This is a genomic window from Klebsiella sp. NPDC088457, assembly GCF_044900465.1.
Classification (GTDB): Bacteria; Pseudomonadota; Gammaproteobacteria; order Enterobacterales; family Enterobacteriaceae; genus Klebsiella.
Genome location: NZ_JBJDNH010000020.1, coordinates 83,513 through 107,971, shown reverse-complemented (window position 1 = coordinate 107,971; position 24,459 = coordinate 83,513). Strand labels below are relative to the sequence as shown.

Sequence of the window (24,459 nt, the reverse complement as noted above, 5' to 3'; positions counted from 1 at the left end):
GTTATCGCTGAAGCTAATCCTGAGTAAAACGGTGGATCAATATTAGACCGTCGGTGGAGATGTAAGTGGATCACTTTTTAACCGTCGTTGACATTAGAAATACGCATACGTCTTGAAAAGCAGTAATATCATTATGCTAACTGGTTGCTCGCTAACGATAAAAGGAGATCATGTGAGCCAAGAAGATGATGAGAAGTATCCTGCCAGCGCCATCTCCTCGTGGAGCGGCTTCGTTTATCAAGGGAAAATTGCATTATATCATTCCCTTAAACTGATTCATAATGGCGACTTGGACTTCGAGCTTCAACTGGATAGTAGTGACGACTTCGCTATTTATAAAAACGAAAAACTACATACCGCCCATCAAGTCAAAGCTAAGATAAGTAAATATCTAAGTGGTTACACCAAAGCGCTGGAACAGTCTACATTAATCGAACACGACAAAATCAAGGGGACAACGCGTTACTTCCATGTATCTGTCCCACTAGATGAGACTGGCGATTACAGAGGCACTAACGGAGAAACAGTAAAATTCTACCGCTATGGAGACAACTACTATTGTGGCCTGGGTGAAATTGAAGGACTGACTAAAGAACTCATAAAAAAATTATGTGAGAAACAGTCCATCACTGTCAGTGATAACCTTATCAATTTTAACTACTGCCTACTGTCAGAAAAAATTAGTTCTAAGGCAATACACAACCATAAATTAAATCAAGTTGACGGGATCTCTGAAGACAAAGCCGCATACGAAGGTCGTATCATGGCCAGGAGTATTTTAGAGGAACTGCTGGCTGAAAACCCCTATCAGAATAGGGATTACTATGCAGTTGAATTAAAGGCCAGGCTCCAAACCCATTTAGAAGAAAGATTGGATCAGGAGTTACCAACAATGAGCGATGCGACTTATGAGAGAGCCAGACTTCTGAGTGAGCATATTCGCAAAACGCACTTCAACGAATTAAAAACCCTATGCCAGATGATGAAACCATCCGAGCGGTTTCAAGACGTTCAGAAGAACGACATCAGGCGATACACCAAGCTGATACAGGCTATTTCGATGGAACCTATATTCAACCATCTTCCGCACTATCTTGACAGCGAAAATCGGTTCTACGTACCTACCGCTCTTGACGTGGATGAAAGCGAAGAGTGTGAATTTGATATGATCCATGAAATGAAAAACAACGGGGATCTGCTGAGACTGCTTTTTGAGTACAACCATTTAATCGCCAGTAAAGCGGAAGCTTCATTCACCTTTAATACAAAATTCACGAACTCGGATAACTTCGACAACAAGAAGACCTCTGAAAAGATTGAGAGCAATATCACTAAGTCGCTATGCATTAGCGTCATAACAAAAGACGACGCGGAGGAACGACTGAATGATAAAACAACTCATTAATGAAGCACTTGTGGCCCATGACTTTGTCTGTAAACTCGACCTTGACAACACAAGTTTTTATATTCGCGAGTCTGGATCTGCTATCAGGTTCGCAGTCCTACATAATCTTGATGATCTCCCTGATCCTGCCGAACTGAATAACAGAATCAATCATCTTGCTCCTGACGAATTTCTCAGAAACCCAAGCTTTAAGAAAAACTGCGATTTGATTTGTATTTATCGTCTTGATGTTCTGGCCAGGTTTAAGGATCACGAGGAAGAAATCTTCGCAATTGAGGAAGATCCGCACTTTTATAAAAAATATGTCCTCTATTACAGTGTTGCGGAGGAAAGTGCACTTACCAATTTCACCTACGAGAAACTGGTATCTGTAATTGCTGACAAAAAGGAATTTCTTGAATATAAAGAAAACCCTCTTGTTGCAACACAATACAGTTTTGCTGCGAAGACCTTTATCAAGCTTCCATTCTTAGAGCTACCTAGTCATCAAGGGAACCTTGTGTCCTTGAGGTTGCAGGCAACTGAAGCTGTAGCCGAAGCCGACCTAAACGATATATATTCGACTATCCAGCAATTCACAGATAAAAATGCTGACGATTTTATCAAGGAAATGATTCGTAATGAAATGGCAAATATCCAGGATTGAAGTCTCTAGTTTCAAAGCATTCAAACATATTTTGCTGGATCTTGGCGGGGCGTCATTACTAACTCTTGACGGCCCAAATGGTTATGGCAAAACAAGTATTTTCGATGCCATCGAGCTACTGCTTACTGGCCAGATCAATCGAATACAAAATCTATTCAATACATTATTAACCAGAAACAAGAGAGACTATGCAGACAATCTTTTCTGGAACAGTCGTTCTGGATATAACGATCTCTGCATCAAGATTGAATTCATTAATGATGGTCGAACACTTGTTTTAGCCAGACATTGCCCTGCAGAGATATTCAAAAAACCAGCAAACAATCGTGCAGACAAATATGGAAACTTCAGGCTTTACGAGCTACCAGAATTCGAATCATCTGAATTCACTAAGAACAATTTCCGCGATAATAGTTTCCTTGACGAAATTTTCGGAAAAAATTTCAGGGAAAACTTCTCTTTTCTTAACTATCTCGAGCAAGGCCAAAACCGGCTTTTACACACTCGGGTAGACGATCGTAAGGAGAAACTTGGAAACCTCTTTAACATCAGCGATATCGAAGCCGAGATCGAAAGCTGCAACACTATATACACTAAACTTACAAGGTACATCAACAATGCAGAACGCACGGCAAAAGCTGTATCACTTAAAGAAGAGATAGTCACCCTAAAAGACACTTTGCAGGCAGAGGCTGGGATCATTGAGTACAAGAAGCTCTCGACGACTGATGTCCAACCTGGGTGGGACAAAGAGATACTGTTCTCATCGTATTCTGCGCTAGACCATGCTGCCTACCTGGAATCAGTTCGTAAGCTTATTGCCCTTCTGCCACTCAAAGCCACGATAAAAACCAGGATTCACAACGAGACAATCGATGCTGCCATCGAGCGTAATGAGGAATCACTGAGAAACCTGGCTAGGTTCGGTAATGACCTTGGCAAGCTTGATGGGCTTGAAGCTATCAAGCAGGAGATTGATGAATTAGAGCGTTCAGCAAACATCATCAAACGCGGTGCTAAGGTCATCAAGGTCGAAGAAGCCCGGTCACTACCAAACTGGAACGATGGGCGCCTTGAGTGGTTTGAGTTACAAATTGAATCCCGAAACAGACTAGCGGAAAAAAGCAGCACCAACGCGAATGTCGTAGCCGAATTGGAACATCTGAAAAAGCAACTGCTTGAGGAACATAAAAAGTCCTATCCCAACGATAAGATGTGCCCCCTCTGTGGCGCTGACTGGGAAGATCACAAATCAATGGTAGATGCCATTGAAGCAAAAACTAAGCAGATCTCTGATTCGCTAGGGCAGGACGGTAAAAACTTAGTTATCCTTATCGCTGCTATGGACGCTGAGCTGAAACTCATCAACACCCATATACAAGACCGCCTGAAACTTCTTACGCCTACCTTTGAACCAAATCTTCATGTGGCGCTGAGCAGAATTAAGCTTCGGCTCCGGGCAATTATCCAGCTACTGGAGAAGCTGCAAAGCGAAAATATTCAATTTACTTATGCATTCACGGAAATTGATGACGTAGTAGATGAACGATTTGAAAAGCTTAAGGAAATTCTAAGAAATAAAAAACAGGTTGAAGCTGATGCCTTAGCGCTGCCGGAGGACTGGCGAGAAATCATAAATCGCGCTTTCAAAGACTTACAGGACTTCTATATAGTCACGGTTGAAGATCTGAAGGACAAAGAGAAGTACATATCGATTAAAGCTAGTGAGGCACAAAATTCCAGGCTCCAAACCTGTATTACCGAGCTTAAAGTTATCGAAAAGGAAACTAAGGCAGCCCAAAAAGCACAAGATAAAATCGAAAACCTCCGCAGTATACTGAAGAAGACAGAGCAAAGTTATACCGACCAGACAATTTCGGCTATTGAGTTCATATTCCACATCTACAGTGGCCGTCTGATCCAAAACTACCAGCGTGGCCTGGGCCTGTTTATCGAGAGCAGAGAAGGTACGCAATTAAGGTTCCTGACTGCCGAGAAGTCTGAGCACGATGCAGTGATGTCCATGAGTTCTGGGCAAGTGTCCGCCCTCAGCCTAGCCTTCTTCCTCTCGCTCAACAAAGTCTATTCACAGGTGCCTCTAATCCTGATTGATGACCCGTCTCAATCCCTGGATGAAGTCAACGTTGCATCCCTGACCGATCTACTCCGTTGTGAGCTCAAGCATTGTCAGTTGGTAGTCTCCTCCCACGAGGACGATATCTCAGCTTATATGCGCTACCGGTTCGACAGAGCAGGTTTGGCAACAAGTTCGCTCAACATGCAGCTTTTGGCGAAAGAAGCTTCGTAAACGCGACTCATGGCCATCTGGTAGAGCTGGGTGGCACCACTCCAGAGGCCTTCCGATAGGCCTCGTGGTGAGGACAGAATTTATCTACTGTCGTGGGGGCAGTCCATAAATAAACTGCCAACTATTGACCGTTTAGCCGGAGAACTGCTTACTCCAATTAGTCAAAATATCTTCAGCTAATCTTTTCACTTCTTTAACTATAAGTTTGCGAGCCTTCTCATCGTGTTCCAGATGAGCAGATAGCACTTTCTCTGCCAGCAGAACATGCTGACTGGAATTCTGATTAAACTTTGGTAAATCTAAATGCTTGAATACGTCTGCGACCTGAATAGACACATTGTGTGCGTTAATCCATTCTTGCACTGTTGCTGAATTCAATAGTCCGCATAAGTAACACGCTGTCTCACGATCATCAAATGCAGAAAAATACACCTTATGATCAGGGACATAAACGCGCGTACCTGCCAAGGGGACATCAGCACTTCCGGCTACTGCAGCGTAGAAGGATGGAGATATCTCGGGCCAGATTACTTTCCACGGTTTAAATGTGTACTCTCCTACGTTATAAACTGCATGAAAGGGAGCGCCTTTCATTTGTCGTCGGTATGTAGAGCGTGCCTGCAGCAACGGTTCAAATGAATCAAACCAGGCTGCGGTTTTCTTGTGGTCATGTCGGTTCATACGCTCTGCTGATTCGATGTAATCAGCATTAGAGATCCCGGAATTCGGCACGAACGTGTACAGGCGAGCTTCATTATTTATTCCTGGTGCGCTGATTTTTAGATAGCATTCTTCAAAATCGCTCGCTCCCTTAATCAGGGGATATAGATCTTCAGGCTCTACCCAGGCTTGCTTTACCGGACCAATGTCTTTTTTACCCGCCTCTGGCCGGCTTCTAATCTGAACGTACTTATCATTGACATTTAGGATGGGAACGAAGAATACGCCATTAAGATCAGTAGTGATCCCCTTGCGTCCCTTGGTCCAGGAACATTGGCGAGACAAATATTTAATGGTATCGAAACGTTCTGGCGTAAGGATCGCCCAAGGTGAACCCGCTTCATTTACTGGGAAAGCTTCTTTTTCGTCATACCGGATAGTATCCATGACGGCCTCAAGAGTCTGAGAGGCTTTAATGGCTCGTTTATGGCCTATGCCTGGACTCCACACACGATATGGAACTGGATAATATGGCTCGTGTTCTGACTTTTTGAATACAGCTATTGTTGTATGATTGCTTGCATCTTCAAAAGGCTTTAGGCCTTTCATGTCATCAACAGATTCTGGTTGAAGGAAAAAAGAATCCTCTCGAGAAGGTTCAATCTTGAATGTTCTAAAGCCCGCTGATGAAGGATTTTTGAATAGCGTGCCAGTGATGACAAACACTAATCGACCGTCAGTTTTTAACCATTTATCTGCAACCGTGTATGTAATCATTGCTGATATATCGAGCTCATTGCCGCCGTGCATACGAGTTTTTGAAAAAATCCCATACTGCTCACAGGTCGGTTTTACTCGCTCCCGATACAGGTCGGGTAATTTTGACCACCTTACCCATGGTGGATTACCAATGACCAGATCAAACTCTCCAGCAGTTGCCGACCAGAAAAAGTTTCGGACGATCCGGAACCATATTCCGTTCCAATTCTGGCGATGTAGCGTCAGGATTTGGTTATACGTATAGCGCAGGGGTTTATCCCATTCATCAGGCAGACCTTCAGTGAAGAATTTATCCTTGCGGATCTTTTCCATACACTCATCAAACTCGATATCCATTTCGACGTCTTTACCCATGCGATTAAACATGTAATCAAGGCTGACACGATCGAGTGCCAGTGCTGCAGGTAAGTGAATGTCCAGTTTTGCAACCTGACTGCCAATTCGATACTTAATTACTGGTTCAAATGTATCTGGGGTAGCTGCAGGTGAATAAATCGCATCAGCCATTAGAACCGGTACTTCCAAATCCTGACCAGGGCATTGTGATAGTAGATCAGCTACTTCGATAAGGAAATTTACCCTCGCTGTCTGCACTGCCAGTGGGTTAAGGTCAAAACCCCACACACTTTTACAAAGAAGTTCTAGGGTTTCTTTTGCACTGAGATTTTTTGCCTTTGCTAATTGGCGTTTCTTGCGAATTACAGCCAGAAGAAACGCACCTGAACCGCAGGTTGGGTCGAGGACTCTGTGAGTAAGAAGTTCCGGAGTGCTGACTTTTTCCAGTGTAAAATCAACCAGCCAATCTGGCGTATAAAATTCGCCTAAGCTCTGTCGTAATTTGCCTGGCACAAGGCCTTGATACAGATCGCGTAATACATCGCGTGTCTGTGATAGTTGATCCAAGCGATAGAGCGACATAACAGAAAGTAGCCGTCTTAAAGTGGGAAGTAGTTCAGGAACAGTATGCATGCTGGCAACATCGAGGTACCAACTGAAAATGGCTTCTTCAACAAAACCATTGATTCCCGCTTCCTGGAAAATTGCAGAGCGCTCAATGGCTGAATCGATAAATTCCAACATCTGTGTATCGTCCATCAATGCTGCCATGCTTTGAGCTGGGTGAGCGATTGAAGTAAGCCCATGCGCTGATACAATCTCAGCTGCAAGTAGCTTTATAAGCATTGAGTTGTAAGTATGAAGTACAAAAAGCCGTGCAGAAATCGAGTCAGATGGTGAGCCGGGCCAGGTAAATTTTAGTTCTTTGGTGATGGCCTCTGCTTGAAGAACTGAAAGATCGGCAACCTGACCATATAGCGTTCGCCACTCAGCAAAGAGCATTTTAATTTTGTTATTACTACTGTCAGCGAGTTGTTGCCATAAACCATTAGAGAGTTGTTGCATGAAAGCCCTGGCATTTGCAGAGCCATGCCCAAAATCAGCCAACAGATTTTCTGTAGTTAAACCTTTGCGGGTATCCGAACGAAGCGCATCAACGACCATCTGAACGGATTCAGGAGTAAATGGCATCAGATGTTGAGTTATGATATGTCCATCAATTACCTGAGCAAAACAAATATGCTCGCCATCAATAGCAATGCCAATGAAATCGGATTCAGGAATTTTTGTTTGTGACGCTTTTTTAACAATGTACGGTAGTAGTCTTTCAGTGGTTGCATTCAGAAACGCAGGACTACTTTTTTTTCCGTTGAAGAGCCCGGGCGCTTTATATTCAATTATGACGTGGTTGTAACTTGCATCATTACGTTCACGCTCTGCATAAATATGCAATCCCGTTGCGTCTTCTAACGCTTTATTCCAGGCAAACCGTACTTCTTCTTCACCCTTCCAGGGCTGTAGACGTTTTTCTTGAATGGCGGTGTAAGCGGATTGCTTCATGTGGTAAGGCCTGGTAGCAAAAGGAATATATGCAACCGCGCATTATGCTAGCTGTACGATTCTAAATCAAGGGGTTTTGTAGATAAAAATTCTCGATATGGCAATTAGTTAGGTGGTATTTCGCAGATATTCTTTCCCTTTAGCTGAAAGTTACTTTTACGCTTACACTCAAGTGAGTTATGCGACAACCTAGACAGACCTACGTAAGGCAATTTTTTTGGTTGTATGACGAATCAGGCGAGAGCACGTTGTTGCGTTACTCAGAAAGAAATGTCTCATTTTGTTAATAGTTGATAAAAAGGGCAACCCAGCCTTCATGGCTGAGTTGGTTTAATTCATCTATATATGCTATCGGTTGCCCATTTTTAATGGGCCGTAAAGACTGTCAATGTAGGAGGCATACCAAAGCATCTTTTTTTCGCCGACCATCCAGATACTTTGCATGGCTGTATGTGCTGCAAATGCTATTTTGAACGGTCGTGTTCATGCTGATTCCCCCAAACCGTCTAAAAGCGGGCATCCTGCTATAGATACCCTTATATCATCTGTGATGAGTATGTGGCGGGATTACGAATGACAGATTAGATATGTTTATGTCACTGGTTTTCTTTCAGACAGAACGCTGGCTAGGCTGAATCTCGTTCAGATGTTTAACCCCCAGCACCTTCTTCAGGACGTCAAGATACTCACTTTTGTTATCATATAACCAATGAATAATCTCATTCTTACTGAGAAGTTTTGCAATGTACGATCTCGCAACCATCAGGTTGAGATTGTTTTCTGCAAATTCATTCTCGATATCTTGCGTTTCAACTTGAAGCGCGGCCATTTCCTTTTCAAGTCGTGCAAGCGTTTTGATCATATCTTTATCATCAGGAGCATTATCTGGCTTTCTGACCAAATACTCAGCAGGTAAGGCATGTAACATAGATAGAGCGAATTTTTTAGTAAAATTATTCAATGTCACCATTGTTGACACAAAATCTATCTGTTTGTGGAGTTTTATTTTTTTAAGAACATCGAATACGTTTTGCGATGCGTTTTTATCAGCCAGTAACGCGAGTGCTTCCTTCGAAATTCCTTCGGAAATACGGAGTCTGGTGTTAATTATTCCCTGAGATAATCCAAGAACGGCACACAATTTTTCCACCGATACGCCAGATTCAACCGCTTTCTGGAGCATCCTTTGCTCCTGAAGTATGGTTAAATGATTTACCCTTTTGTTATATGAATATGTATCTTCAACCGGTGATATGAGGCAATGTGCATGTGTAATTTCCAGGTCTTTTAAAGCTTCGATACGTAAATGTCCGTCGAGGATTTTATGTTCCCCGTTTTCTGTAATAAAAATCATAACAGGCTCAATTAAACCTATTTCAGCTATTGATGTCAGTATTTGTTGGTACTTATTACTGGCCCTAACATTAACCGGAATAGATCTCGATGGCAACAAGTTCGCGATAGGATACAGGTGAAAATAGTTGTTAAAACATTGTTTAATCATTTCATTGCTATCTTTTTATCGTGCAGGGGATAATATTTCAGGCATGTCAGTAATGTTGTTTTTATTCAATAATTCACAAAAATGACTATCCTGAGTAAGTTGCCTGAATATTTCTTTTACCAGCATGAGAGTTTCACGGGAGTACCGTGCTTTAGCCTGGATTTCTTTGTGTTCATCTGAACTTTTTTGATACATTGAAGCAAGTTCTTCTGCAGAGTATTTTTTTTGAATTCGCTTCGTTGAGAATGTCTTATTAGTTGAACCTTTATTTCCATTTTTTCGATTATCAATAATTCGCTTGATAATGTTAATTTGTTTACCTTTGATAGTACCGTTCAGTAATGCCTCTGTCAGGGAGTCCTGAATCGACTCATCGGTCGCCCGGGAAATCTCTACCGCAAGGTACAGGGGAATATTACCGGCCTCAAAGGCAGCCAATAATTTTTTCTCACCTTTCTCAAGAAGGCTACTTACGCCCTGGACCCAACTTACTACGTATCCCAGTCGCTCGCCAATCTCCTTGTCAGTCAATCCCTGCTTCTTTAACTGCCTTACACTGTCCAGAAGCTCGGTTGCCCGTGGTTTCCGTCTGGCAATATTTTCTGTGAGGCTCATCAGGTGGCCTGTTTCTTCACTGACGTCTTTTACGATCGCAGGGATGTATGCTTCCTGATAATGGATGTAAGCTTCAAGCCTCCCCTGGCCACAGATTAAAGCAAATTCATATTCGTTGTGAACAATTCTACGAACGGTGACAGGGCGTTTTAGGCCAATTTGACGAATGTTCTCTTTAATCTCTTTATGTATGAACTTATCTCGTTGGCGAGGGTTAACGACTAGTATTTTGTTTGTTTCGATAAGTACAACTTTTTCATCAGACATGTCATGAGTCCTTTAATTTTGCTCTTCTTATTAGCCGGTAAAAAGGGGCTAGGTTATCAAAGCGGTACAGGTCTAGTTGATAAGGATTGCTTTCCTCTAATGATATTTTCTCGGAGAGAATATCTATCGCGGGAAATATATAATAGTCAACGGCAGACTGATTTGAACTGTCCATTCTCACGGCAATACTGATATCAGGTGAGAACATAGTCCTGAATTTTATTTTCCACCGTAGTCTTTGTGGGCTGATGCGCTGACAGCGTGCAGACTGTATAGCAAGAGTAAATTCATCATTAATGTGAAGTATTCCTGGTGCTGGTGTATCGCTTACCCACCCCCCTTCATGACTGATGTTATCGATAATTTTTTTTGTTGACCTGTCGTTAAACTCGTTAACCAATTTTTTGGTTTTTAACCATGTGTAATCAGTCTCTGGAGTGTAGCCGATTAATTGATATACACGTAAGAGACTCCCAAAACGAGAGCGATAAATACTGCTGGATGGAAGAAGTTCTTCTTCATCAATGATAATGCCTGATAATCTTCCTTTTTTTCTCAACAGAACTCGTAATTTCTCCAGCAATTCATCCTCAGATAGCCGTGCGGCACGTGCTCTGATAATTTCGTTAGCCCGATTAAATTTTTCAACCGAAACAATGGGGGTGTAAGCTCCATCATAACGTATCCAGCCCTCTTCTGGATTGGTAACATACTGTTGTTTTAGCTTGAAAGATGTTTTGTTATAAATGCTGTTTCCTATATATTTTTCACTGGTCAGGATTTGATGTACTTTTGCTCTGCTCCAGCAACTTCCATTTTCAGCAAGGATCTGCCTGCGATTCAATTCAGAGGCGATGACTAATTCTGGTTTACCTTCGTCATTGAACATATCGAAGATGCGATTAACGAGGCTGATCTCTTCCCTGGGACCGGGCGTCAGAATGACCCGATCGGTCTGAATACTTTTGCGTTGCCCGTGTTTCAGTTCTCCCTTAGGGTTATGATTTTCATCAATTAAAAGACGCCTGAGCCCATAACCTGCAAGCCCCCCCTGGTGGTAACCTTTTTTAATAAGGTTTACCTGGCCCAGAAAAACTTTCTCAGACTGGTTTCGACTGAAACTTGCTGCGCCATGTCGTGATAACGCCAGACCCAGAGTGAACATTTCAGGCTGAGCCTCAGAGAAATGCTCTGCACAATAAATAATTTTGACCCCTCTTAATTTAAGAAGGTGCGAATAATGGCCTGCTTCGTCAGTATCCTGGAATCGACCAAAACGACTGACATCGTAAACAAGAATTAATGATATAGAGATACGATGCTCTAAAACATCATCAATTAACGCTTTCAGACCTGGTCTGCCTGAAAGATTCAACCCACTTTTACCAGCATCATTGTATGATTTGATTATCGTAATATTATGTTTTTTTGCATACTCCCTTATGTATCCAGATTGATTATCTAGCGAATATTTTTGGTGGTCAGTTGACATCCTCATGTATTCGGCTGCGTATATCATATTTTTTGCTTTTATCGACAAATCATTACCCCAGAAAACAAAGCATCTCGTTAATAATTATTTTGGCTTTTCCTTATTTCAATGTTTATTTATCAAATTCCCGCATTTAATGCTCTTTATCAACTTTAGGTTTTATAGCTTTAAACGTTTTGAAACTGATTGAGGAAAACATTGTCAATATAGCTGCTGTTACCGCGAAATTTTAGGCTAGTACATATTTGAAAAGGTGGAAGTAATCAGTACGTGAAGCTTTTTATTGCTGAAATATTACTTTCGTAAAGAGTGATAGTGTTGTGCTTCATTGCGGACATGACAATGCTGTAGGGAATGAGTTGGAAAGTTATACGGAGTGTAAATTTTTGGAAATGTTTCCCGCTGGATCGCTTCAGGCTAAAGTCCATGCAGTGCGGTAAATATGCCTGAAGGCGATAGAACAAAAAATTAAAGAATGGTGTTCTCCGCACCTTGAGGTGCGGAGAACAACCACTAACTGTTTGTCGATGAACTGAGAAGCTTGTCAATATAATCAGCGTACGATTGCATCATTTCCCGCCGTCTGTCCAGATATTGTGCTTGGTTGCAGGTTCTGAGAATGCTTTTTTTATCCATGTGAGCGAGTTGCATCTCGATTCACGTGTTTTGAATCCAGCATTTTCCTGATTGGTTTTGATGCGGGCTGCTATCGAGAATGGAGTTTTGCGAAGTCAAACGGGCTCACTGTTTTTTCCTCATTTGCATCCAGAAAATCAGCCCACCACTGCAGCATCAGTCTGCGTTCATCCAGAAACTCCGCTTTATGGATATAAGCCGCACGTACGCCATTTCGCTCCTGATGACTCATCTGACGTTCAACAGCATCCCTGGACCATAATCCTGACTCGATCAACGAACTACACGCCATTGCTCTGAAACCGTGACCACAGACTTCGACCTTTGTATCGTAGCCCATCAGGCGTAGTGCGTTATTTACCGTATTTTCACTCATGGGTTTCCATGGATTATGATCGCCGGTGAAAATCAGTTCATGTTCTCCGCTGATGGTATCTATCTGTTGCAGAATATCCAGCGCCTGAGTAGAGAGCGGTACAAGATGCTCTGTTCGCATTTTTGAACCACGATGGGAATACTTGACCCCTTCAATAGGTTTCCGCTCAGGAGGAATGGTCCACATGGCTTTCTTAAAGTCGATCTCAGACCACCTGGCAAAGCGTAGTTCACTGGAACGGATGAAGATAAGCAGGGTGAGTTTAGTTGCCAGTCGTGTAAGAGGTTGTCCTCTGTAGGTATCCAGTCGTTCAAGAAGCTCTGAAATGCGATTTAAGGCGAGGGCAGGGCGGTGCTGGCGTTTTACCGTCGTTAAAGCACCAGCCATATCCACGGCAGGGTTATAGCTGATAATGCCGGACTGAGCGGCATAGCGCATGATTGCAGTGATACGTTGCTGAAGACGGGCTGCAATCTCGTATATCTCTTTGGCTTCGGCCGCTTTGACGGGGACAAGCAAATCAGGCGTTCTGAGGGTGGTAATATCTCGGGAGCCGATAAAGGGAAACACATGAGTTTCGAGGCTTTTCAGTATCTTCTCGCTATGTGACTCTGACCATTTTTTGTTGCTCTTATGCCACTGTCTTGCGATACCTTCAAATGTCTGAGCTGTTTCGGGGACCGACTTTTTGATCCGTTTCTGTTCGCACGGGTCAGTTCCCTCAGCTATCAGCTTCCTCGCCGTATCGCGTTTTTCCCTTGCTTCTGATAACGAGACTTCAGGATAGATACCCAGAGCGAGCGTTTTCTCTTTGCCCAGAAACCGGTAGCGGAGCCGCCAGTAGCGCGAGCCGTTAGGGTGAACGAGCAAAAACATGTTGCCGCTGTCTGCAAGTTTATAAGGTTTTTCATCCGGTTTAGTTGCACGGATTTTAGCGTCAGTGAGCGCCATTGGCGGTATCTCCTGATAGTAAAAGGGGTATAAATTTTATCGAATCAGACTATACCCTCAGTTGTACCCTCGCAAGGGACTTGATGCGGGTTGAAGTTGATTGAGTTGGGTGGAGTTAAGGGATTGTAGAAGTGTTGATTTTTGCGGGCTCAGAATGCAAAAACGGACCTCCGTGGAGGTCCGTTGATATGAATTTGGTGCCCGGACTCGGAATCGAACCAAGGACACGGGGATTTTCAATCCCCTGCTCTACCGACTGAGCTATCCGGGCAACGGGGCGCATTAAACCGTAATCCACCCGGCGCGTCAACCAAATTTCTTGATTTACCTGCTGATTGCTTAACTTTGCGGCAGTTCTGCCGCAAAAGGGCCGTTTTGCTGACTTATCACATCATCCCGTTGTCGCCTGCGCGGATTTTCCAGCCGCTGACCGCCGAGATGACGTGGCGCAATCCCGAAATAGCATAGCCGCCGATAACGTCCTCGTCCTCGCGCGGCGAGCTGATCATGATTTCCGCATCCACGCCGTGACGGTAGGCGCCGTGGTGACTGATCACGGTGCCGATAAAGCACTTTCCACCGATCCACACCGGAATATACGCCACCGTTTCATAGACGTAGTAAGAGGCGACGCCGCTATAGTAGTTATCCGCTTCATCAGCGGAGGTCCCCGGGGGAATGGGGCAAATTGGCGCATCCCCGGCCTGATCGTTTTGGTCTTTCAACAGATGGCTTTGCATCAGCGTCAGTGATTTGAGGAGATCCGCCTGGTCCTGCGCATTGAGCGCCGGCGTCAGAGGCTGGTCTTTTTCCGGGGAGCTGAGCGTCTCCAGCGCATAGCGATAGCGAATCGTCACGGCAGGCGTTCTGTCCGTCGGGCTGAAAGGACGCAGCAGATAAAGATTGTCTTCGCCAAACTGACCGTTGTACCACAGGGCATACACCTGGCCGTTAATTCTCACCCACTGGTTCCACTGATTGGCCCCGCGCCCGTTGAGCGAAAACAGCGCCCCGGGCACGCCGGCGTCAAAATCATCGTCGTCATCGCTCTCGTTATGATTGACGGTATCAAAGGTGTTATCGCCACGTTTTAACACGCCGGTGTAGCTGAAGAGCCCGGTCCCGCCGATATAGCTGTCGATGATTAAATCGCGCCTGCCGTCGTTATCCAGATCGACCAGCGTAAAGCTGACCTTGCCATTTTCCGAGTCGGCGCTGATATCCGAGTGGAGAAATGCCTGCCATTCATCGTCGCTGATATCGACCGCGGGTTTAGCGGTCGACACCAGCGAATCGTCTGCGTAGGTCAGCGTAAAGCTGGTCACGTGCCCGGTAAGCGGGAACTGCGCGGCAACTTTCTTCAACGTCAGTTCCGGGTCGCTTTTTTGCTCTTTCAGTACCGCGTTATACAGCGCTTTGAGCGCGGCGTTATCGGCATCCTTCTCCTGCTTTGGCCGCACCTGGCTGACGAAGGTAGGCAGCATCCAGGTGCCGCCGGAGGTGATTTCACGGCACATACCGGTGGTGTATTTCAGACTCTGAACAAACGTCTTCCCGTCCCAGACCCGCTCCTCGCCGTTGACGCAATCGGCGATGCCGCGGCCTTTGTTGAAGAAGGTGATGACGCCATCGGCATAGCTGGAGGCATCGGTGGCGATCGGCTGCGGTCTGGCCAGCGAGGTGTTGTCCACCACCCATATCGCGTAGCCGTCGTTATAGGCGGCGCGCCAGCACAGGGCCTGGATCAGCGAATGGGTTTTATCGAGCGGCGTGGCGGTGATCTGCCGTTCCTGGGCGGGAATCGCGCTGTTTTGCCAGTCATCACAGTGGCTGTTCAACTGCGGGATCAGCGCCGGAAGCAGCTTCTGGCGCTGTTTTGCCGTCAGCGGTTCGCCCGGGGCATTGTGGATCACCGGAGCGGCGATAATTTCCGGCGCCGGTGCGGCTGCGAGCGTGCTGTCATCGTCGGCGTCGCCTTGACGTACCAGCGCATCCGCGGTGCCCTGACGCTGCTGAAACTCATCAATTTTAAGAAATACAGCGCTGCTGCCCGCGCTGGAGAGCCGCTTGCGCAGGCCGTTGAGCGAGATCTCGATTTTGGCGTCATGTTCCAGCGCCTGGATCAGCGCGGCGGTCTGGGTGCTATCAAAGCGGAAATGGCTATCGTCTTTAGCGTCCAGCGTGCCGCGATCCTGGTCATCGATCAGCAGGTCAACCGTGGCATCGGCAGGAATATCATGATCGATTTGGGCGAAGGTCACCTGGCCGCTGACGCGCTGCCCGGCGCCGGCGTTGCGGGTCAGCAGGACGCTGATTTCCCCCATCTTGACGCCATAACCCGCAGCCCGGCAGGTGCCGGTATTATCGCAGGCCACTTCCCAGTCTTTATGCGCGAAAGAAAAACCCTGAACCGGCGCGGCCAGCAGCGATGCCGGGCATAGCCCTATGATGGCAGCCCAAAGGAGAGAACGCATAGAAATCCCTGTAGACGTATCGGAGTGGGGGAATTATACCCTTCATACTCCAGGTTGCATCTTTGTTGGCTGACCCCGGTGAGGTATGGCGGATACGCTCCCGGGGCTGTGCTGAGTGGCGACCTTGATGCGGCGCGATGTCGGGTCGGAATGCGCGTCCTGCCGGTGAGGGTGGCGAGATCAGGTTAACGCGCCGCCCGTGCGGCATTGGGCAAAGCGCAGAATATCTTCCGCCAGACGCTGGGCGGTGTCGACATCGGCCTGGCTGCGTTTGACCAGCAGGCGGCTCAGGCAACCTTCGACAATCAGCTCCATCTGTTTGGCCACCATCGCCGGGTCGTCCACTTCCAGTTGGGTCAGCAGCTCGTGGGTATTCGCCAGCGAGGCCTGCTTTTGTTGCTCCGCCAGTTGATGAATAGGATGCTGCGCATCCGGGTAAAAGGTGCAGGCGGCGATAAACAGACAGCCGGGATAGCGGTGGTTGCTCACGCAGCGGGTCAATGCGCCATAGCGCGCCAGCAGCTTCTGCTCCGGCGTGAGCGTCTCGTCGAGCAGCAGCTGACGACGCCAGGCATCAACCTGATGGCTGAGGTAGCGCAGCGCATCGTAAAGCAGCGCTTCGCGATCGGGCCAGAAACGTTTGAGGTCATCGAGCGGGTAAGAGACGCGTTCGGCGACCATTTCCAGCGTGGTGTTGGCTATACCTTCGACTTCGAGAATTTGTATGGCTTCACCCAGGACATCTTCACGTTGCACGGTCTTCTCCTCCATTTTTCCTCCTAAAGTGTCGTTCACGGTTGCCAATCGTGCAAATGGGCGCTGAATGTCGCGGCATCCATAAACCCGGTGACGCGCTGCGCGGGCTGTTCTTCTCCCTGCGCATTAAAGAACAGAATCGTCGGCAGGCCGAGCACCTTCAGGTGCTTCAGCAGCGCGACATCCTCAGCGCTGTTGCTGGTCACATCGGCCTGCAACAGAACGGTACCTTTCAGGGCCTGGCGCACCTGCGCCGAGCTAAAGGTGTATTTTTCGAACTCTTTACAGGCCACGCACCAGTCGGCGTACAAATCGAGCATCACCGGTTTACCCTGCGCCTGCGCCAGCGCGCGGTTGAGCTGCGTAACGCCGCTGACCCGGGTAAATTCGAGATGCGCCTGCTGCCGGGCGGCCGGCGCGGCGAAAGCCCAGTCCTGCAGCGGACGTGCGCTGATCAGCGCGGCGCCCAGCATAACGATTTGTACGAGCCGCAGCCACGGGCGGGTTGCTCCGAGCAAGGTGATAAAGGCCCAGCTAAAGAAGGACACGCCAAGCAGCGACCACAGCCGCAGACCCCAGGGGTCGCCGACGATCCGCTCCAGTAAAAAGACCGGCAGCGCGAGGATCGCAAAACCGAAGGCGGTCTTCACGTGGCTCATCCACGGGCCGCTCTTCGGCAGCAGGCGGTTGCCAAATACGGTGACCACCATCAGCGGCAGCCCCATACCCAGCGCGTAGAGATAGAGCGTGCCGCCGCCGAGCCACAGATTACCGCTCTGGGCAATATACAGCAGGATGGCGCTCAACGGTGCGGTGGTGCAGGGCGAACAGATCAGTCCGGCGATGGCGCCCATCGCCAACACGCCGCCGGGGGAACCGCCCTGGCGCTGATTACTCATCAGCGCCAAACGGGTCTGCAAAGATGAGGGGAGCTGCAGCGTAAACAGGCCGAACATCGACAGCGCCAGCAGGATAAAGACCGCCGACAGGCCTATCAGGACGTAAGGATGTTGCAACGCCGCCTGAAACTGCATACCGGCGGCGGCAACCACCAGCCCCAGCGCGGTGTAGGTCAGCGCCATCCCCTGAACATAGATAAACGCCAGCAGTAGGGCCCGGGCGGTGGGCAGCCGCTGCCGGCCGCCAAGCACGATGCCAGAGATCAGCGGATACATCGGCAACACGCAGGGCGTAAAGGCGATGCCGATACCGATCAGCAGCGCCCAAAGCGCGGAAAAGGGCAGCTCGCCGCGCGCCTGACCGCTGCTCGCCAGCGCAGGAGGTGAAGAGACCGGCGGGACCGCGCTGGCCCCTGCCGCGGGGGCTTCCGCCGCCAGCACCGCGCTGAGCGGCACGACTTTGCTCTCCGGCGGATAACAAAAACCGGCGTCGGCACAGCCCTGGTAGGTGACGGTGAGCGTTGCGCCTTTTGCCGCCTGGCTAAGCGTCACCGGCACGCTCAGGCGCTGGCGATAAATCTCGCTTTTACCGTAGAACTCATCTTCGTGCCATGTCCCCGGCGGCAGCGAAGGCTCGACAAGGGTGGCATCGGCAGGCGTCAGTTTGATCTGCTGGCGATAGAGGTAGTAACCCTCCTTGATTTGCCAGGTCAGATTGACGTTGTGTTGGTTCTGCTGAAAATCAAAGGCAAACGCCCGATCGGCGGGCACAAAATGGGTGCGCCCGGGGGCATCAAAGAGCCCGGCGAATGCGGAGGTACTGCACAGCAGCAGAATCAGCGTAATGATGCGTTGAGCCATGAGAGGTAATCAGTGTCTCCATGAGTGACGGGTAGAACCAGTAATTCGGGGGTTTGATACGGGTGATGGGCCTTCAGACAGTCCAGTAACGCCTGCTGATGGGCCAGGTCGGTTTTCAGCAGCATCTGCACTTCGTATTCCTGCTCCAGCTTGCCTTCCCAGTAGTAGAGGGAGGTCGCCCCAGGCAGGATGGTGGCGCAGGCGGCGAGCTTGTCTGCCAGCGCTTTGGCCGCCAGATCCTGGGCGGTAGCTTCATCCGGCGCGGTACAGAGAACAACAACAGCATCAGGCGTAGTCATCGTGAACCTCGTATCAGCGAAAAGAGGCACTATAGCACGCAAGGTGAGGGGATTAATGAAACGGGCCAGCAACTGGCCCGAATTTAAGCAGATTTACAGCATGATGCCGCCAATGATGAAACCCAGAATGACGCACAGGGTAATGGCGATCACTCCGGGGATCAGGAACGCGTGGTTAAAGACATATTTGCCAATGCGCGTCGATCCGGTGTCGTCCATCTCAACCGCCGCCAGCAGCGTAGGGTAGGTAGGCAGCACGAACAGCGCCGAGACTGCGGCAAACGAGGCGATGGCGGTCAGCGGGCTCACGCCGAGCATCAGCGCCGCCGGCATCAGGGCTTTGGTGGTCGCGGCCTGGGAGTAGAGCAGGGTGGCGGCGAAGAACAGGACCACCGCCAGCAGCCACGGGTAGTTATGCAGCAGATCGCCGGCGATGGTCTGAATGTCGGTGATATGCGCTTTGACGAAGGTATCACCCAGCCAGGCGACGCCCAGTACGCAGACGCAGGCGCTCATCCCGGATTTAAAGGTGCTGGCGTTGAGTACTTCACTGGTATCGATTTTACAGGTGATGCTGATTAGCGTCGCGATGGTTAGCATGAACACCACGATCGCTTCGTTACGCGGCAACACCGGGTTCTGAATCAGTCCTACGGTGTCGCTGATGGCGGTGGCATAAAACATCACCGCGACGATACCGACCAGAAACAGCAGGACAGAGCGCTTCGCGTGTGGCTTGAGATCGAAGACCTGGCTCCCACGGAGCTTCACTTCACCTTTAGCCAGACGCTCCTGATAAATAGGATCGTCTTTCAGCTCGCAGCCGAGGAAGTTACATACCACGGCGGTGATCATCACGGCAATCAACGTGACCGGAATGCAGATCGCCAGCAGCGTCAGGTAGCTGACGCCCAGCGGCTCCAGAATGCCGGCAAAAAAGACCACGGCGGCGGAGATCGGCGAGGCGGTAATCGCGATCTGCGAAGCGACGACGGCGATAGACAGCGGGCGGGACGGGCGAATGCCCTGCTCTTTCGCGACTTCGGTAATCACCGGCAGGGTGGAGAACGCGGTATGGCCGGTTCCCGCCAGCACGGTCATAAACCAGGTCACCAGCGGGGCAAGAAAGGTGATGTATTTCGGATGGCGTCTCAGCATGCGTTCGGCCAGGCTGACCAGATAATCCATGCCTCCGGCAACCTGCATGGCGGCAATCGCGGCGATAACCGCCATGATGATTTCAATGACGTCAAAGGGAATCGCCCCAGGTTTAATTTGAAATAAAAGCGTCAGGACGAGAACGCCCAGGCCACCGGCAAAGCCGATGCCGATACCGCCGAGCCTGGCTCCCAGATAAATAGCCAGCAGGACAATCACGAGTTCTGCACCAAACATATACGCCTTCCTTGTTTTTTAACAAGTTGATATTGAATTGTTGTGATTTAGTAAACCTAAAAAAGCAAAAAAGGCATGTCATTGCTGACATGCCTTTGGCTAGTTTAACCTGAAAGCTTACTGTTCGCTTTCATCAGTGTAACGCTTTGCTTTATAGGCCGGATGCATCAGGTTTTGCGCGGAGAAAATGTCGTCGAGCTCCGCTTCGGTGAGTAATCCGCGCTCGAGAACAACGTCGCGCACGCTCTTGCCGGTTTCGGCGCAAATCTTGCCGACGATATCGCCATTGTGGTGGCCGATGAACGGGTTGAGGTAGGTGACAATCCCGATGGAGTTATACACATACCCTTCGCACACCGCTTTGTTGGCGGTGATGCCGTTAACGCATTTTTCCAGCAGGTTGTAGCAGGCGTTGGTCAGGATATGGATGGATTCAAACATTGCCTGGCCGATAACCGGCTCCATCACGTTCAGCTGCAGCTGACCGGCTTCTGACGCCATGGTCACCGTGGTGTCGTTGCCGATGACCTTGAAGCAGACCTGGTTGACCACTTCTGGCACCACCGGGTTAACTTTAGCCGGCATGATCGAGGAGCCCGCCTGCAGCTCCGGCAGGTTGATTTCATTCAGGCCCGCGCGCGGCCCGGAAGAGAGCAGGCGCAGATCGTTACAGATTTTGGACAGTTTTACCGCCAGGCGCTTCAGCGAGCTGTGGACCATGACGTAGGCGCCGCAGTCGGAGGTGGCTTCGATCAGGTCTTCCGCCGGAACGACCGGCAGGCTGCTGACTTCCGCCAGTTTTTGTACCGCCAGCTGTTGATAGCCATCCGGAGTATTCAGGCGGGTACCGATCGCGGTCGCGCCGAGGTTGACTTCCAGCAGCAGCTCCGCGGTACGCAGAATGCATTTGGTCTCTTCATTCAGCAGCACGTTAAAAGCGTGGAACTCCTGGCCAAGGGTCATCGGTACCGCGTCCTGCAGCTGGGTACGACCCATTTTAAGGATATCCTGGAACTCGACGGCTTTATGCTGGAAGCCTTCGCCCAGCTGGTTGATGGCATCCGTTAATTTCAGCAGCGAGGCATAAACCGCAATGCGGAAACCGGTCGGGTAGGCATCGTTGGTGGACTGGCATTTGTTAACGTGGTCGTTCGGGTTCAGATACTGATATTCGCCTTTCTGGTGGCCCATCAGCTCAAGGCCAATATTCGCCAGCACCTCGTTGGTGTTCATGTTGACGGAGGTACCGGCACCGCCCTGGAACACATCGATCGGGAACTGGTCCATACATTTACCGTTATTCAGCACTTCATCACAGGCGGCAATAATGGTGTTCGCGATACCTTTAGGTATGGTTTGCAGTTCCTTGTTGGCCATCGCGGCGGCCTTTTTGACCATCACCATGCCGCGCACGAACTCAGGGATATCGCTGATTTTGCTGTTGCTGATATAGAAGTTTTCAATCGCTCTCAGAGTATGAACGCCGTAGTAGGCGTCAGCTGGAACTTCCCTGGTACCCAACAGATCTTCTTCGATACGAATGTTGTTTAACATGTGAACCTTCTTTTTCAATCTGCCAATGAATTCACCAAATACGCAGAATTTATGGGGTTTAGCGTATTTTCTTGCCGAAGATTATTTCCTTAATCGGCCCGGTGCCCACGATCATATGCTGATGATAGCGAATGTCCGTAACCTTGATCACTTATTATGTCGCGGAAGGTATAAGAATTATTAATCTGTGAAATGAGTCACCGCTTTGCCATTTCTGCAAAAAATAAGCGATTCTGCCGATTGAAATGTGGCGTTTTAGCCCAATATCGATCTGATGCGAAAAGCACATCGATGACCGCGGTGGCCGATAGTGGCGGCTGCGAATGAAGGAGACGCCAGTGCGTTGGATTCCGTTAATTGCCATTTTTTTATACGTTTACATTGAGATATCGATCTTCATCCAGGTGGCCCACGTGCTCGGCGTCCTGCTGACGCTGATTTTGGTGATCTTCAGCTCGGTGGTCGGTATGTCGCTGGTGCGCAATCAGGGCTTTAAAAACCTGATGCTGATGCAGCAGAAAATGGCGGCAGGTGAGAGCCCGGCCGCAGAAATGATTAAAAGCGTGTCGCTGATCATCGCCGGTCTGCTGCTGTTGCTGCCGGGGTTCTTTACCGATTTCCTCGGCCTGCTGCTCCTGCTGCCGCCGGTACAGAAACACCTGACCCTGAAGCTGATGCCGCACTTACGCTTTAGCCGGATGCCCGGCGGCGGGTTTAGCGCGGGCAGCGGAGGCGGTGAGACCTTTGACGGCGAATACCAGCGTAAAGATGAAGAGCGCGACCGTCTGGATCATAAAGACGACCGTTAATTCAGCCCGTCGGGCGGATGATAAACTGGCCGGATACGCGTTGCGCTATCCGGCTTTTTTATGCGGTCGGGCGGACCGGCGAGTGGCGTTTGGGCAGCCACAGCCACAGCGCCGCCATCACCGCCAGCGCGTACAGGCTTTTCCAGCCGACCATCGCCAGCAGCAGCAGGCACAGCACGCTGCCGATGACCGCCAGCGCCCGATAGCGCCCCGGCAATAACCGACATCCCGCCAGCATGCACAGCAGGTAAATCATAATAAAAATGCCGTTGGCATAGACGATCAGCGCGTCGAGGTTGATATCAAGCCAGTAGATACACAGCGTGCTGATGACGCAGCAGCCGAGCACCGCATTGAGCGCGTTGCGGGGGATTTGCTGCGGCGACAGGCGGGCGAGATAGCTACCCGGCCTGTACTGCGCCTGCGACCACACCAGGCGGGCGAAGCTTTGGATATAGATATTGAGGCTGGCGAAACAGGCGAGATAGCCAATCACGCAGGCGACCCACAGCGCCTGCACGCCGAATAAGCGCACCACGATATTGGGTAACGATGCGGCGGCGGCCATCCCCGCGCCAAAGGCATGAAAATGCAGCACCAGCACGGTACAGGCCCAGTACACCGACCCCGCCAGCAATAAGCCGATCATTAACGCACGGGGGAAATCACGCTCCGGGCGTTTAAATTCCGCTGCCAGATGAGCGAAGGCTTCAAGACCGACAAAGCACCAGAACATCACCGACAAAGCGGCAAAAAGCTGTGACTGGTCGATATCGGTCGGTGCCGGAAAGGGGATCTGCGTCGGGCTAATTCCACCGCGCCACCAGACGACGACGATCAGCGCCACGATCAGGATCGCGACCAGCGTTTGCAGGTTAGCGCTGGAGCTGGCGCCCCGCGACCCGACCCACCAGACGATAGCCAGCGTGCCCAGCTCAGCCAGCAGCAGCTGGGTATCGTGCCAGCCAAACAGCGCCTGGCCGAATCCGGTGGCGATGTGCAGCGCGGCGGGCAATCCGACCGGAATGACCGACAGGAACAGCCAGCCGGTGACGCGTTCCATACGGGAGCCAAAGGCCATGTTGACGAAGTGCGCCACGCCGCCCGCGCTGGGGAAATGGCGACCGAGTACGGCAAAGACGATGGCGATCGGAAAGACCAGCAGGATCAGCGCCGGCCAGGCCCACAGACTGTTATCTCCCGCGACCAGCGCGGCCAACGCCGGCACGGCAAAGACGCCGGTGCCGAGTAGCGACGTGGAAAGCAGCCCCACTCCCTGAGCCAGACCTAACTCCTGTTTCAACCCACTCATGTTGCAATCCTGTCACCGACAAAGAATGGATGGTAGCACAATCGTTTTTACTTATGACGATGACCGCCCGCCGCTATTTTGTGTGCGTCAGCGCACGCGAAAAAATTTTTTTTTAAGTTTCCCCTTGAAGCGGGAAAACCTACCCCCATCTCTCAGGGCACTAGCCGGAAAACCGTATACGGGCCGGTGTCACCCATAACTGATAATGACCTTCTCAAAGGAGAGCTATCAATGAGTATTCGTCCGTTACATGATCGTGTGATCGTCAAACGTAAAGAAGTTGAAACCAAATCTGCAGGCGGCATCGTTCTGACCGGTTCTGCGGCAGCCAAATCAACTCGTGGCGAAATCATCGCTGTCGGTAAGGGCCGCATCCTGGAAAACGGAACTGTGCAGCCGCTGGACGTTAAAGTTGGCGATATCGTTATTTTCAACGATGGCTACGGTGTGAAATCTGAAAAAATCGACAATGAAGAAGTGCTGATCATGTCTGAAAGCGACATTCTGGCAATTGTTGAAGCGTAATTCGCGCGCGAAACTGAACGAATTTGAGGAATAGAAAAA

At 49.4% G+C, this 24,459-nt stretch carries 17 protein-coding genes and 1 tRNA gene; 5 read left to right on the top strand and 13 right to left on the bottom strand.

Features of this window, described 5'->3' with window-relative positions:
- Positions 1-172: 172 nt before the first annotated feature.
- The 3 genes from ACI2JR_RS14680 to ACI2JR_RS14670 are packed head-to-tail and all read left to right on the top strand — an operon-like array spanning position 173 to position 4,359.
- Positions 173-1,405: an ABC-three component system protein gene (locus ACI2JR_RS14680; RefSeq protein ID WP_462478851.1), complete on the top strand. Its 1,233-nt coding sequence runs from the start codon at positions 173-175 to the stop codon at positions 1,403-1,405.
- Positions 1,386-2,051: an ABC-three component system middle component 1 gene (locus ACI2JR_RS14675; protein WP_280029513.1), complete on the top strand. Its 666-nt coding sequence runs from the start codon at positions 1,386-1,388 to the stop codon at positions 2,049-2,051. Before ACI2JR_RS14680 ends, ACI2JR_RS14675 begins: the two co-directional genes overlap by 20 nt.
- Positions 2,026-4,359: an AAA family ATPase gene (locus ACI2JR_RS14670; protein ID WP_462478850.1), complete on the top strand. Its 2,334-nt coding sequence runs from the start codon at positions 2,026-2,028 to the stop codon at positions 4,357-4,359. Before ACI2JR_RS14675 ends, ACI2JR_RS14670 begins: the two co-directional genes overlap by 26 nt.
- A 132-nt stretch (positions 4,360-4,491) precedes the next feature.
- Here ACI2JR_RS14670 and ACI2JR_RS14665 read toward each other — a convergent pair whose 3' ends face one another.
- The 12 genes from ACI2JR_RS14665 to aspA all read right to left on the bottom strand — a co-directional run bounded on the left by ACI2JR_RS14665 (position 4,492) and on the right by aspA (position 21,774).
- Positions 4,492-7,695: an Eco57I restriction-modification methylase domain-containing protein gene (locus ACI2JR_RS14665; RefSeq protein WP_462478849.1), complete on the bottom strand. Its 3,204-nt coding sequence runs from the start codon at positions 7,693-7,695 to the stop codon at positions 4,492-4,494.
- 610 nt (positions 7,696-8,305) lie between these two features.
- A complete protein-coding gene (locus ACI2JR_RS14660) occupies positions 8,306-9,199 on the bottom strand; it encodes a plasmid partitioning protein RepB C-terminal domain-containing protein (protein ID WP_462478848.1) in 894 nt (297 codons plus the stop codon).
- 15 nt (positions 9,200-9,214) lie between these two features.
- Positions 9,215-10,081 carry a ParB/RepB/Spo0J family partition protein gene (locus ACI2JR_RS14655; protein WP_462478847.1) on the bottom strand — a complete coding sequence of 289 codons (867 nt, stop codon included), beginning with the start codon at positions 10,079-10,081 and terminating at the stop codon, positions 9,215-9,217.
- A gap of 1 nt (position 10,082) precedes the next feature.
- The gene (locus ACI2JR_RS14650) at positions 10,083-11,600 is read right to left on the bottom strand and encodes a recombinase family protein (RefSeq protein ID WP_462478853.1); all 1,518 of its coding nucleotides are present in this window, start codon (positions 11,598-11,600) and stop codon (positions 10,083-10,085) included.
- A gap of 679 nt (positions 11,601-12,279) precedes the next feature.
- On the bottom strand, positions 12,280-13,536 hold the full coding sequence (locus ACI2JR_RS14645; protein WP_462478846.1) for a tyrosine-type recombinase/integrase: 1,257 nt from the start codon (positions 13,534-13,536) through the stop codon (positions 12,280-12,282).
- A 195-nt stretch (positions 13,537-13,731) separates the two neighbouring features.
- A tRNA-Phe gene (locus tag ACI2JR_RS14640) sits at positions 13,732-13,807 on the bottom strand.
- A 115-nt stretch (positions 13,808-13,922) separates the two neighbouring features.
- Positions 13,923-16,010, bottom strand: a complete 2,088-nt coding sequence (locus tag ACI2JR_RS14635) for a DUF1176 domain-containing protein (protein WP_462478845.1) — start codon at positions 16,008-16,010, stop codon at positions 13,923-13,925.
- 180 nt (positions 16,011-16,190) lie between these two features.
- A complete protein-coding gene (locus ACI2JR_RS14630; RefSeq protein WP_165905735.1) occupies positions 16,191-16,781 on the bottom strand; it encodes a transcriptional regulator in 591 nt (196 codons plus the stop codon).
- A 20-nt stretch (positions 16,782-16,801) separates the two neighbouring features.
- Positions 16,802-18,526 carry a protein-disulfide reductase DsbD gene (locus ACI2JR_RS14625; RefSeq protein ID WP_462478844.1) on the bottom strand — a complete coding sequence of 575 codons (1,725 nt, stop codon included), beginning with the start codon at positions 18,524-18,526 and terminating at the stop codon, positions 16,802-16,804.
- Positions 18,502-18,825: a divalent cation tolerance protein CutA gene (gene cutA, locus ACI2JR_RS14620; RefSeq protein WP_132730233.1), complete on the bottom strand. Its 324-nt coding sequence runs from the start codon at positions 18,823-18,825 to the stop codon at positions 18,502-18,504. The genes ACI2JR_RS14625 and cutA overlap by 25 nt, the downstream gene beginning before the upstream one ends.
- Positions 18,826-18,918: 93 nt before the next feature.
- Positions 18,919-20,220 carry an anaerobic C4-dicarboxylate transporter gene (locus ACI2JR_RS14615; RefSeq protein ID WP_132730232.1) on the bottom strand — a complete coding sequence of 434 codons (1,302 nt, stop codon included), beginning with the start codon at positions 20,218-20,220 and terminating at the stop codon, positions 18,919-18,921.
- A 117-nt stretch (positions 20,221-20,337) separates the two neighbouring features.
- Positions 20,338-21,774, bottom strand: coding sequence for an aspartate ammonia-lyase (aspA, locus tag ACI2JR_RS14610; RefSeq protein ID WP_132730231.1), 1,437 nt, complete (start codon positions 21,772-21,774; stop codon positions 20,338-20,340).
- A gap of 338 nt (positions 21,775-22,112) precedes the next feature.
- Here aspA and ACI2JR_RS14605 point away from each other — a divergent pair, with 338 nt between their 5' ends.
- On the top strand, positions 22,113-22,583 hold the full coding sequence (locus ACI2JR_RS14605) for an FxsA family protein (RefSeq protein WP_132730229.1): 471 nt from the start codon (positions 22,113-22,115) through the stop codon (positions 22,581-22,583).
- Between the two features lie 58 nt (positions 22,584-22,641).
- Here ACI2JR_RS14605 and yjeH read toward each other — a convergent pair whose 3' ends face one another.
- A complete protein-coding gene (gene yjeH, locus ACI2JR_RS14600; RefSeq protein ID WP_462478843.1) occupies positions 22,642-23,895 on the bottom strand; it encodes an L-methionine/branched-chain amino acid transporter in 1,254 nt (417 codons plus the stop codon).
- Between the two features lie 231 nt (positions 23,896-24,126).
- Between yjeH and ACI2JR_RS14595 the strand changes: the two genes are divergently transcribed.
- A complete protein-coding gene (locus tag ACI2JR_RS14595) occupies positions 24,127-24,420 on the top strand; it encodes a co-chaperone GroES (RefSeq protein WP_003855929.1) in 294 nt (97 codons plus the stop codon).
- The last annotated feature ends 39 nt before the right edge of the window (positions 24,421-24,459 follow it).